The organism is Limnobacter sp. SAORIC-580 (assembly GCF_013004065.1).
GTDB lineage: Bacteria > Pseudomonadota > Gammaproteobacteria > Burkholderiales > Burkholderiaceae_B > Limnobacter > Limnobacter profundi.
Window position 1 is genome coordinate 2176439 of sequence record NZ_CP053084.1, and the last position, 12129, is coordinate 2188567.

Consider the following 12129-nt stretch of genomic DNA (forward strand, 5'->3'; position numbering starts at 1 on the left):
GTTATTCAAATATTACGTCAATTAGAAACAAATTAAGGGGTGGCATGCACTTTCACGCGGCATGTGCCAGCCGGTATTCCTTGGGGGTTTGGCCGCACCAGCGTTTGAATGTTCGGCTGAAATTGGATGCGTCCTCGTAGCCCAACGCGTAAGCGATGTCTTCAACCGTGGTGTCGGTGTTGGCCAGCAACCAGCTGGCGCGTTCTTGCCGCACTTCATCCAGCAATTGCTGAAAGCTGGTGCCCTCGGCCTGCAGGTGGCGCATGAAGGTGCGTTCGGTCAGGTTTTCCCTGGAAGCCATGCTTTGCAAGGTGGGCATGTGCCCTTCGGTTTGCTGCAACAGCATGCGCACGCGCTGGGCCAGGGTGCCGCCGGCTTGAAGGCGCTGCAACTGCAAATCACAATCGCGAAGCAAGCGCTGCAAGGCTTCATCATCGGCAGCCAGGCTGGGGCTGTTCACCAGAGTGCTGCCCAACACCACACGCAACTGCGCATGACCAAAGCTGTTGTGTTGCGCAATTCGCTGATATTCATGAGCCCAGGGCGGGGCTTCAAACGGCCACTCGATTCGAAGTTGCTGTGGCAGTTCTTGCCCCGTCATCGCTGTGAGCAACTGCACCAAACCACCAAGCAACTGGCAATGCAGGTACTCGCGAACCGGGCCCAAATCAACCCATTCTTCAAGCACTGCGGCAAACTCGGGTTCAGGTTCAAACTTCAAATTGGCGAGGTTTTGGCGCAAGCCTGCGTAGCGCTGCAGCAGTAACATGGCGCTGGGCAAATTCTTGCTGGCAATCATGGCTGCACCGAGCGTGCCGTGGGCCGATGCCGGTGTTCTCAACCCCACCTCCAAACCCAGCCATGGGCAGTTGCTTAGCTTGAGTGCGTGCTCAATCAGCTGGCGCATCTGGTCAAAACTCATGAACTGGTTGCTTTCGTGAAGCTGCTGCCAGTTCAGGGGCAAACCGTCCAGAATTTCTTCGGGCAAATGACCGCGACGCTGCAACTCGGCGCACAGCAAACGCGCGTACACAGGGTGCAAGGCAGGCTTTAAGGCTGCGACTGATTCATGCAGAGATTGGGTCAAGTGTGTTGTCTCGTGGTGTTTGTTGTTGTTTTGGTTTTGTCACTTTATGACGATCTTATGCCACCCTGCGCGGTGTTGTCCATCGCCTTGCACGCCTAAGATAAAACCATCCTGAACAACCCGGTGCACAACAATGACTTCCAATACCCTGCCCGCTACACAATACAAAGACCCCAAAAAATACATGTGGCTGTTGTCGGTGATCGCGCCTTTTGCAGCACCACTTGGCCCGATCATGTATTTGTACACCGGCCACACACAATGGCTGTGGATCTTTCTGGCCTTCTTTTACATCGGCCTGCCTGTGCTTGATTTTGTGTTTGGCGAAGACAAGCAAAACCCGCCCGAGCAAGCGATGCCCCAACTGGAAAACACCACCTACTACCGCGTGATCACCTACCTGTTGGTGCCGATTATCACGTTCGGATTTTTGTTCAACGTCATCTTCCTGGCCACGCACGACTTGCATTGGCTGCACTGGCTGGCTGTGGCCATTACCACCGGCTCACTGCTGGGTTTTGGTTTGAACCTGGGCCATGAAATGGGCCACAAAAAACGCAAGCTTGACAAGGCATTGGCGCTGTTCACCCTCTCGCTGGGTGGTTATGGTCACTTCTCGATTGAACACAACCGCGGCCACCACCGCGATGTGGCCACACCCGAAGATCCGGCCACTTCCCGCATGGGTGAACACATTTATGAATTCATGCTGCGTGAAATTCCGGGTGCTTTCAAGCGCGCCTGGAAGCTCGAAAGTGAACGCCTGGAACGCGCAGGAAAAAGCCGCTGGAGTGTGGGCAATGAAATGCTGCAAGCCGGTGCAATGACCCTGGTGCTGTACACCGCGCTGCTTGCCCTGTTTGGCTTGCCCATGGTGCCCGTGTTGGCCGTGGTGGCTTTCTGGGGAGCATTCCAGTTGACCAGCGCCAACTACATTGAACACTACGGCTTGATGCGCCAGAAGTTGCCCAATGGCGAGTACGAGCGTTGTGCTCCACACCATTCATGGAACAGCAACCATTTGGTGTCCAACCTGGTGGTGTTTCAGTTGCAGCGCCATTCAGACCACCACGCAAACCCGGCGCGCAGCTACCAGTCGCTTCGTGATTTTCCGGAACTGCCAAGCCTGCCATCGGGCTACTTCGGCATGTTCTTGATCGCGTATGTACCGCCATTGTGGTTTGCAATCATGAACCCACGGTTACTGGAAGTGGCAGGCAAGAACGCGCAAAAAATTAACATTCACCCGCGCAAACGCGCACGCGTGATTCAGCGTTATTCACTGGCCGCTTAAGAGTTTTTCTTCTGCGGGAATACGCAGATCAAATTTAGCCAGCCTGATTGATCTGCTTGCCCACAGCGCCCTCTTGCAGGGCGCTTTTTAATTCTGCAGGAATACTTTGTTTGGTGAATTCTTTGGCACACACCAACACGTAAGTGGCTTGTGAAGTGGCAATTACCTGCCCACTTACCAAATTGGTGAATGCAATTGTGAGTGTAAAACTGGTGTTTCCGAAATGGGTGGGCTCGACTGTGGCACACAGCACATCGTCATAACGCGCGGGTGCTTTCCACTCCGTGAGCAAACGCACCACCTGGGTTTCATAACCCAGGCGGACTAGCTCCTGATAACTGCCAATGGCTGCGCGCAAATATTCAGTGACTGCCAAATCGGTGTAGTCACCATACCGGGCATTGAACACGACGCCTTGCGCGTCGCATTCGCCATAACGCACCCTGAATAGGAACTCAAAAGGCTTGCTCATTGAAAACTCACACCGGCTGTGCAACAAGCGCCTGCGCCAAGTGTTCCTGACGTGCTCTTGCATTGTGCTCGGCCTGTTCAAGTGCGGGCACGCGCGACACGCCACGAATGAGATCCACGGCTTTTTCAGCCATCATCATGACCGGGCCGTTGGTGTTGCCGCCAATCAGGCTGGGCATTGCAGACGCGTCCACAATACGCAAACCTTCCAGCCCGTGCACACGCAGTTGCGGATCGACCACAGCCATGGAATCGGTGCCCATTTTGCACGTGCCTGTGGGGTGGTAAACCGTGTCAACCCTGTTGCGCAACACTTCACGAATTTCGTCATCGGTACGCACATGCTCGGTGAATTTGTCTTTCACAATAAACTTCGCCAATGCAGGCGCATGCATGATCTTTCGGGTCAATTTGAAGCCCTCCACCAGCTCATCCAGATCACGAGGATCTTTCAAAAAGCCAATGTCGATCAGTGGTGGCGTGTCCATGGTGTTGCCTTGCAGGGTAAGGCTGCCACGGCTGCGCGGGCGCAACAAACACACGTGGCACGAAAAGCCATGCCCCATGTGCATTTTGCGGGCGTGGTCGTCAACCATGGCCACCACAAAGTGCAGTTGCACGTTCGGGTCTTTCAACTCGGGGCTTGTTTTCAGAAACGCGCCGCCTTCGGCGAAGTTGCTGGTGAGCGCACCACGGCGATGCTTGCGGTAGCGGAAAATTTCACGCAGCAAACGAATACCACCGCGAATGGACAAACCCAGTGTGTCCAGGCTTTTGGTGGAATAACCAAAAATAAAGTCGGGGTGATCCTGCAGGTTTTTACCCACGCCGGGCAAGTGATGAACCACATCGATATCATGACGTGCCAACTCTGAAGAGTCGCCCACACCGGAAACCATCAACAATTGCGGCGTTTGAATGGCGCCCGCAGTCAATATGATTTCTTTGCGAGCCTTCAATACAGTGAGCTGGCCGTTGATGGACACCTCCACACCCACCGCACGCTTGCCTTCAAACAGCACGCGTTGAACCATGGCCTTGGTGTGAACCGTGAGGTTTTTTCGGTGCATGTGCGGGAACAGGTAGGCACGCGCTGCGCTCCAGCGTTCACCATTTTTTTGGGTCACCTGGTAAATGCCAACGCCTTCCTGGTCGGCACCGTTGAAATCATCAGTGATCTTGAAACCAGCTTGCTTGCCAGCTTCCAGATAAATTTGCTGAAAGGGATTGTCGGAACGCAAATCGGCCACATTCAACGGGCCGCTGTTGCCGTGGTAGGCGTCGCGAATTCGCTCGTTGCATTCACTGAGTTTAAAATAAGGCAGCACGTCTTTGTAAGACCAGCCGCTGCACCCCTCTTCATTGGCCCAACGGTCGTAGTCCGATGCCGTGCCACGAATGTAAACCATGGCATTGATGGCCGAGGAACCACCCAAGGCCTTGCCACGCGGCTGGTAACCCTTGCGACCGTTCAAGCCGGGTTGCGGTGTAGTTTCGAATGCCCAGTTGTTGATTTTGGTGGGCAACATGGCCACCGCACCGCTGGGAATATTGATCAGATTACCGGTGCCATCGCCCCCGGCTTCGAGAAGGCATACATCGAGTGCTGAGTCTTCACTGAGGCGGCCTGCCATGGCACAACCGCCGGAACCACCACCCACCACAATGTAGTCGTGCTCTGTCTTCATCTGCTCCTCCTGATTTTCAAACCCGCTTGGATCGGATTTTGTGATTTTCTCACTTGATCATAGAGGAAGCCGGGCAAAAAGAAACACCGCAAAGCGCACAAAAAATTGATAATTCCGGTCAAGCGATGCGGGTGATCTTCTCGGGTGCAGCGGGCGTACTGCTCTGTGCATTTCCAGCCAACTGATTCACTTGCCCCAAAGCTTCCTGTACTTCTCGCATTACACGTTGGGTCAGTTCTTCCACGGTGGGTACGTCTTGCACCAGGCCTTGAACCTGACCAATCAGCTGAACACCTTGTGTGTGATTGCCCTCAATGGTGGCTTTTTTGATTTGAAGCACTGCGGCTCCGTAAAAAGTGACTGTGAGCGTTTGCTCCAGACCCATTTTGAATAAGTCTTTGATGATTCCCGAAAGGGGCTTGTTCATTTCACGCGCAGCCAGGTAGGCGCGCCACATGGCACGAACCGGATTGAATGGCTTGGACATGATTTTTTTGGAGTTGGGCGTGGTCATGACCCGGCAAGGAATGCTGTCAAAGTTCTTGCTGTAAATGGTGTCTTCCACTTCCTTTTTCACAATCAGTTCTTTGGTGTTGGCATGCACCGGGCTTTCTTTCGACGCGGCCCAGCGCGTGCCCATGGCCACGCCGTCTGCGCCCAAAGCCAAGGCTGCGACCACACCGCCGCCCGTGCCAAAACCACCGGCTGCAATAATTGGAAGCTTGGTTACCTGCCGGATTGCAGGCACCAGCACCAGTGATGTAACTGCGCCGCCGTGCGCTGCGGCCTCATGGCCTGTGACCAACAAGGCATCCGCGCCCGACTGCTCGGCCTTCAAGGCATGCTTGGCATTCACCACAGTCACAATGACTTTGCCGCCATAGTCGTGCACACGCTTGCAAACATCTGCGGGGCTACCGAGGCTGAAGTTGATCACGGGTACTTTTTCATTCAGGGCCACTTCAAGATTTTCACGGGCACCCGGCATGATCAATGCGCAACCAATGCCGAAAGGCTTGTTGGTCAGGCTTCGAACCTTGCGAATTTCAGAGAGGGTTTGTTCGGGCGTCAAATGCCCAATGGCCAGAATACCCAGACCACCAGCGTTGGCTGTGGCAGCCACCAGATCGGCATTGGCCACGTAGGTCATGCCGGGGCACACCAGCGGGTATTGAATGTTGAACATCTCGGTGATGCGGGTTTTCATGGGCTGTCCGTAGATCGAGTGGGCCGGGTCGGGCAATCCAATGAATATTACATCAACCGAGATATTCTGATAAGCACTGTAAGTATGTGTTGAGCTGCATTTATCCCAGCGTCTTGGTCAGGTCACCCAACAATGGCAAACCACCGAGCAAGCCACCCTCAGCACCACTGGTCGAACTGATGGATGAGGTCAAACCACCCAGCAGATCACCGACCACTGGAATACCCGCCAAGGCATCACCACCGGAAAGCAAACCGCCGCCGGAGAGCAGATCACCCCCAAGCACATCGCCCAATACAGGCACGCCGGCCAACAAGCCACCATCGGCACCACCTTCCAAGAGGCCGCCCAACAGTGGAATTTCGCCCAAGGCACTGCCGCCGCCGAGCCCACCAGTCAAGCTGTCCAACGCACCGCCGAGGAATGGAATGTTGCCCAAGGCATTACTGACATCACCACCCAAAGAGCCCGCGAGATCACCGATCAGGTTAGTGACTGGTGCAGCGGGTGTGCTGGCGCCCACCGACGACACCGCATCGCCAACGCCGCCCAACAAACCACCCACGGTGTTCAGCAAGGTGTTGCCGCCTTCTCCGATCAAGGCCAAAGGCGTGGGAGCCAAACCTTCTTGAAGGCCACCCCCCAGACCACTGAGGACACCGGCCAAACCACCGTCGTTGTTACCCGTGGCCACTGAATCAACCACACCACCCAAAGTGCCTGCAATGTCGCCCAGCACCGGCACCGGAGCCAACAGTTGGCCGACGCTGTCAGTCACGTTCACCACGGTGCCCACCACGCCGCCAACACCACCATCGGTATTGGGGCCTGTGGTTCCCAACAGGCTGGCCACCAAATCAGACACGGGTGCCAGTGGTGTTCCTTCACCGAACCCGCTCACCTGGTTGGCGGCCACACCGAGCAGATCGGTCAAAGTGCCCAGACCCATGTCGAGCACGTTGGCCACCGGTGCCAAAGGTGTGGCTTCAAGCCCGCTGGTCAAGCCATCGGTCAAGCCTGTCAAAATTCCGTTCAAACCGCCGTTGTTGTCGCCCACCAAAGTGGATTCAATCACATTGCCCACGGCGTCGACCACGTCGCCCACCACGGGCACGGGTTCGGTCAATTCACCCAGATTGTTGGTCAGGTCACTGATGGTTTCTGCCAGGCCACCCGCATTTTCTGCAGGCAAGGCGCCGGGATTTCCACCACCGCTGCCACCACCGCCGTTGTCATCGTCTGAACCGGCAAATACAGCTGCAGCACCCACTGCACCTGCCAATGGCAGAGCACCCAGGCCTGCGCCAGCCCCCAGCAGGCCAGCACCAAAGAGACCACTCATTTCTCCGGTGGCTTCCTGACCATCCAGCACTGCCGCCTGGTTTTCTCCATCAAACTCGGACACCAAGGTGACATTGCCCAAACCATCGCCAGCATTGGATGTAATCACCACCTGACCGTTGGGGCCTGCATCGGGGTCAAAACCCAGCGTGGCCACACCGCCATTGGAGATTTCGAGGAATGCCGGAATTTGTTGCTGTGTGCCTGGAATGCTGAGCACTGCAATGGAGTTGCTGGTGGAGCGCAAAACGTCACCCGCTTGCAACACCATGTCTTCGCGAAGAGGCGTTTCAATGCCGTTTCGCTTCACAAACACGTCGCCGTCGATATTGGTCACAGAGGCTACTACTGGGCTGTCAAAGTTCATGGTGTTTTCCTTGAATCAAGCAAAGTCAGCGTTTTGAACCACGATGGATTCTGCAAATGCTGCGGAGGAGTTAATGGGAGAGGAGGACTGCGAGAAATCAGTGAAGTCCCTTGGAGAAATCGCGGCAGTGGCTGCATCAAACTGGCTGTTCATGCCAAATAGCGAAAGATCAATTTGCGTGATTTGCGACACAATGCTGTTGAACAAATCAGCGGGAATTACAGTGGAGGCCAATGACAAATCTGTGCTGTTCATGCCCGGCAAAGTGTCCATACTTTGAACAGAACCCATTTCGTTCGACATGTGAATTCCTTGCTGATGTTCCGATTGAAGGGGGGGTTAACTAATTTTGGTTAACCATTACTAGGTAGCGAATATACCGAATGTGTAAGGTTTTTACTTACACGATGTAAGGGTTTTTTGTAAAAATTGTATTAAAACCACGAAAGAACCCATTTAGGGGGATCAAAATTGGGGGGGTTCGAGAAAGCAAATACGCGGGGTAGAACACCGCAATCGAATGAAATTAAGGCATCATTCAGCATCCAAATTTTTTGCATTCAAAGGGAAATCAAATGGCTCAATTCGAGAATGTCACCGTGGTAAAAGCCGCCAATATTTATTTCGATGGCAAGGTCACCAGCCGCACAGTGTTGTTTGCTGATGGCACGAAAAAAACATTGGGTGTGATGCTGCCCGGCGACTATGAATTTGGCACCGCAGAAAAAGAAATCATGGAAATTCTGGCGGGTGAGATGGATGTGTGTTTGCCAGGTGAAAGCTGGAAAGCCATTACGGGTGGCCAGTCATTCGAAGTACCGGCCAACGCCAAATTCCAGTTGAAAGTGAAAACACCCGTGGATTACTGCTGCAGTTACATCAAGTAATTACGCAGACACCACAAACCGCCCGAACTCAAAACTGCCCGACCGTGCGGTGGGAGCAGTACCGGGGAACAGCCAGTAAGGCTGTGCCTCGGAAGACGGCACCACATTCGGAAAACGACCATCCACCGGGCTTGGTCCGGCAATGCTTTTTTCCTGCACCATGGAAATGTATTGGTCCACCACGTATTCCTGCGTGTTGCCGTTGATGATCACTTCTGCACCAGTTCTTTTGGCAAAGTCTGCAAGCCCGCTGATGCTGGAGTGCTTGGGCTCGTAGGCGTCGAGGCTGACCCCGTTTTCACTGGTCACCAACAAACCCTGCCCGGTGTGGGCCACAATCGAGTGATTCCCCTCGGTGTGACCTTTGGTGCGTACCAGTGCAACCGCACCGTCACCCAGCCAGACACTGTCATCCAGCAATTCAATACGTTCAGGTGCAATTCCTTGCGTGCCTTGGGGGCAATACCACTGGTTCTGCCAAGGAATCAAAGCCTGCGCACTTTCCCATTCCTCCCGCATCACCAACAGCTTTGCGTTCGGGAATATCGGCGTTTGTCCATTGGCGCCAAGCAAGCGGCTTACATTTTGGGTGTGAAGGTGATCGTAAGTAATGTAATCCACATCTTCAGGGCGCAAGCCAATGCTGGCCAGGCACTTCAGTACGGTGGAGGTTTTCTTCAGCACCAAGGCTTCCATCACGCCCACCAGGGGCCCTGCTTTGGCATCCAGGTGCGCGAAAAATGGCGTGGCACGCTGGTGTTCCCAATCGGACGGGCTGACCAACAGTGTTTTGACACCCTCACTGCTGGAAAACTGAATGACAAACAAACGGTTGCAAAGATGTACAAAGGGTGTGGGCAAACCGAATGCATTCAGATAGGCAAATTTGCTGGGGTATGGCACGCGCACCAATTCGAAGGTTTTGTAGAACAGCACCTGGGGTTTGGCCAGCATGTCGCGACGAAAATCTTTGGCGGCCTCGCGCACATTGTCCACGCGTTGCATGGGCCGCAAAGCATCGCGGGTGCCGTCGAAGTGACTGATGCGTGTGAACATGATGCCTGCCCTTAATCTTTGGTTGCGCTTTGTGAAACAAGCTCACTATAATTTGGACAAGAAATCTTGTCAAAAGTGAACATTGAATGAGCAAAACACCCACGAGGGCTTATGGAGGCGTGGCTGCTGAACAGCGCGCCGAGGAACGCAAGGCACGTTTGCTGGCTGCAGCGCTTGAACTGTTTGCGCGGCAAGGCTACGGGCGCACCACAATTGAAGCCTTGTGCAGCGAAGCCAAAGTGACGGCACGCCACTTCTACCAGTTGTTCGACAGCCGCGAGGCGATACTTCGCGCGCTGTACAACAATATCATCGCAGATCTTCGTGCAGGTGTGTTGAAAGCCATGTCCGCGCCCGAGCTGAATTTGTCTGAACAAATACCACTGGCAGTGAGCGCCATGGTGCATCACTACCTGGAAGACAGTCGACATGCCCGAGTGGGCGTTCTTGAGGTGGTGGGTGTGAGCCCGCAGATGGAAGCACGCCGGCGCGAAGCCATTCATGACATGGCCGGTTTGATTGAAGCCTACCTGAACAATTTGGTGAGCAAAGGCGAGCTGCCCAAACGCAACTACCATTTGGTGAGCGTGGCCTTGGTGGGCGGCATCAATGAGTTGCTGGCCGAGTGGCTGATGCTGGAGAACCCACCCGACATCCCCGAGCTTAGCGAAGAGATCATCAACATTCTGAATGCCTTGATAAGGGGAGCCGCGCGATGAACCGCGTCAATTCCAAGGGTGTGCGTGATGCCTTGGTGTTTCACGCCGCATTTTTTGCAGTTGCCATTCCGGTTGCTTTGAACACCACGGGCAACACCTTGGGCGTTGCACTGCTGGTGTTTGCGGTGGCCTACAACATTGCGCTTCCATTGACTGGCGTGTTGAGGGGGCATGGCGAATGGGTCCGCTTGTGGAAGTTTTTGCTGCCGCTGTCCATTGCCCTGCCCTGCGCCGACTGGATGCTGGTGGAACGCATGGGCACATTGACCTTTCCCGATCACGGTATTGTGCGCTTGGGTGGAGCGGTGCCCGTCTATTTCATGGGCTTGTGGATCATGCTGCTGTGGCAAGTGTGCTGGCTGGCACTGGCCACCTCAAAACCCTACCCCGTGGTGGCAGCACTCTCGCTGGGTGGGTTCCTGATTTGGGAATGGGCTGCACGCCCCATGAACCTGTGGCATGCACAAGAGGTGCTCCAGGTGCAGGGCTTTGCGCTTTACCCCCTGATTCCGGAAATGTTGCTGGCCATGGGCGCACTGTGGCTGTGGAACATACTGGGTAACAAATCCACTTTTCAACAAATTACTGGTGCACTGGCTCTGGCTGTTTTCTATGCGGGTGCGCTGTCACTTTCACTGCTCTGGATTGGTTAACACATGAATTCGATTGAACTGAAGCAACCCGAATTAAAACAACCCTTCACACTGCCTTGTGGCGTGGTCGTTCCCAACCGGCTTTGCAAAGCCGCCATGACAGAAGGTGTGGCGAATTCGAAGCTGCAAGCCACACAACGCCACGCTACACTGTACAAGCGCTGGGCCGAGGGTGGTGCGGGCATTTTGATCACCGGCAATGTGTTGATTGACCGAAACATTCTGGAGCGCCCCGGCAATGTATCCATTGACCCAGCCCCCGAACACGGCGAGCCCGACGGCATGGATGCCCTGCGCGCCTGGGCCAAAGCAGGCACCAGCAATGGCAACCACTTGTGGATGCAAATTTCACATGCCGGGCGACAGTCGCCCCGCTATGTCACCAACCAACCCGTTGGCCCTTCTGCTGTTCAACTGGAATTGCTGGGCAACTACGCCCCACCCCGAGCCCTGCGCGAGGATGAAATTCTGGACCTGATTCAACGTTTTGCACGCGTGGCCCGAATCGCCAAAGAAGCCGGTTTTACCGGCGTACAAGTGCACGGGGCACATGGTTATTTGCTGTCGTCTTTCCTCTCGCCAGTGACGAACCAGCGCACTGACCAATGGGGCGGCAGCCTGGAAAACCGTGCCCGTTTTTTGCTGCAAGCCGTGCGCGCCGTGCGCCAAGCGGTGGGGCCTTCGTTTCCTGTTGCCGTCAAGCTGAATTCGGATGACTTCCGCAAAGGCGGTTTTTCCAATGAGGAATGTTTGCAGGTGGTGAAGTGGCTGAATGATGAAAAAATCGATCTGCTGGAAATTTCAGGAGGCACCTACGAGCAGCCGCGTTTGCTGGGCCACACCGGTGCAGCCGATTCCGTGAAAGACGAACAACCCGCCCAGCGGGAAAGCACCAAAAAACGCGAAGCTTACTTTCTGAATTACGCAAGAGCCATTCGAGAAGTGGCCACCATGCCCTTGATGGTGACCGGTGGTTTTCGCAGCCGGGAGGCGATGGAAGAGGCATTGAGCGACGGCGTGTGCGATGTGATTGGACTAGGTCGCCCGCTGTGCACACACCCGGACACACCCAAGCAATTGATCAATGGAAAAATTGATCGTGCCGCGAGTTTTGAAAACATGCTGAAGTTGACAGACAAAGGTATTTTTTCACCAGCCAGCCCGGTGCTTCCCTTGAAATTGATCAATGTGCTGGGCGCGCAAGCCTGGTATTACCAACAAATTTTCCGATTGGCAGATGGTCTTGAGGCCAAACCGTCCATGAGCCTGATCGGAGCCTTCTTCAAATATTTGTTCAATGAATGGACAACGGCATTTAAAGTAAAACGTTCTTCACGTTGAAGCTGTACAACATCAGCA

The 12129-nt window shown here is 54.6% G+C and carries 12 protein-coding genes; 5 read left to right on the forward strand and 7 right to left on the reverse strand.

The window, feature by feature from the left end:
* Positions 1–52: 52 nt before the first annotated feature.
* Positions 53–1087: an AraC family transcriptional regulator gene (locus HKT17_RS10210; RefSeq protein WP_171099845.1), complete on the reverse strand. Its 1035-nt coding sequence runs from the start codon at positions 1085–1087 to the stop codon at positions 53–55.
* A gap of 133 nt (positions 1088–1220) precedes the next feature.
* Here HKT17_RS10210 and HKT17_RS10215 point away from each other — a divergent pair, with 133 nt between their 5' ends.
* Positions 1221–2381, forward strand: coding sequence for an alkane 1-monooxygenase (locus HKT17_RS10215; protein WP_171099847.1), 1161 nt, complete (start codon positions 1221–1223; stop codon positions 2379–2381).
* 34 nt (positions 2382–2415) lie between these two features.
* Here the strand turns inward: HKT17_RS10215 and HKT17_RS10220 are convergent, their stop codons facing one another.
* The 5 genes from HKT17_RS10220 to HKT17_RS10240 all read right to left on the reverse strand — a co-directional run bounded on the left by HKT17_RS10220 (position 2416) and on the right by HKT17_RS10240 (position 7758).
* Complete coding sequence (locus HKT17_RS10220; RefSeq protein WP_171099849.1) at positions 2416–2853, reverse strand: acyl-CoA thioesterase; 438 nt, start codon at positions 2851–2853, stop codon at positions 2416–2418.
* 7 nt (positions 2854–2860) lie between these two features.
* Positions 2861–4540 carry a GMC family oxidoreductase gene (locus HKT17_RS10225; RefSeq protein WP_171099852.1) on the reverse strand — a complete coding sequence of 560 codons (1680 nt, stop codon included), beginning with the start codon at positions 4538–4540 and terminating at the stop codon, positions 2861–2863.
* A 118-nt stretch (positions 4541–4658) separates the two neighbouring features.
* A complete protein-coding gene (locus HKT17_RS10230; RefSeq protein WP_171099854.1) occupies positions 4659–5747 on the reverse strand; it encodes an NAD(P)H-dependent flavin oxidoreductase in 1089 nt (362 codons plus the stop codon).
* A 100-nt stretch (positions 5748–5847) separates the two neighbouring features.
* Positions 5848–7455, reverse strand: coding sequence for a hypothetical protein (locus tag HKT17_RS10235; protein WP_171099856.1), 1608 nt, complete (start codon positions 7453–7455; stop codon positions 5848–5850).
* Between the two features lie 15 nt (positions 7456–7470).
* Entirely contained in the window at positions 7471–7758 is a 288-nt protein-coding gene (locus tag HKT17_RS10240; RefSeq protein WP_105029516.1) for a hypothetical protein, read from the reverse strand.
* A 272-nt stretch (positions 7759–8030) separates the two neighbouring features.
* On the opposite strand from HKT17_RS10240, the gene ppnP reads away from it, so the two are divergent.
* Positions 8031–8342 carry a pyrimidine/purine nucleoside phosphorylase gene (gene ppnP / locus HKT17_RS10245; protein ID WP_171099858.1) on the forward strand — a complete coding sequence of 104 codons (312 nt, stop codon included), beginning with the start codon at positions 8031–8033 and terminating at the stop codon, positions 8340–8342.
* Here ppnP and HKT17_RS10250 read toward each other — a convergent pair whose 3' ends face one another.
* The gene (locus HKT17_RS10250) at positions 8343–9398 is read right to left on the reverse strand and encodes an MBL fold metallo-hydrolase (RefSeq protein WP_171099860.1); all 1056 of its coding nucleotides are present in this window, start codon (positions 9396–9398) and stop codon (positions 8343–8345) included. It lies immediately after the preceding gene.
* A gap of 86 nt (positions 9399–9484) precedes the next feature.
* Here HKT17_RS10250 and HKT17_RS10255 point away from each other — a divergent pair, with 86 nt between their 5' ends.
* From HKT17_RS10255 to HKT17_RS10265, 3 genes are read left to right on the forward strand one after another with little or no spacing between them, the layout of a single operon-like run.
* Positions 9485–10117 (forward strand): TetR/AcrR family transcriptional regulator, encoded by a 633-nt coding sequence (locus tag HKT17_RS10255; protein ID WP_171099862.1) that lies wholly within the window; start codon positions 9485–9487, stop codon positions 10115–10117.
* Entirely contained in the window at positions 10114–10770 is a 657-nt protein-coding gene (locus HKT17_RS10260) for a DUF6989 domain-containing protein (RefSeq protein ID WP_171099864.1), read from the forward strand. Before HKT17_RS10255 ends, HKT17_RS10260 begins: the two co-directional genes overlap by 4 nt.
* Positions 10771–10773: 3 nt before the next feature.
* Positions 10774–12111 carry an NADH:flavin oxidoreductase/NADH oxidase family protein gene (locus HKT17_RS10265; protein WP_240965770.1) on the forward strand — a complete coding sequence of 446 codons (1338 nt, stop codon included), beginning with the start codon at positions 10774–10776 and terminating at the stop codon, positions 12109–12111.
* The last annotated feature ends 18 nt before the right edge of the window (positions 12112–12129 follow it).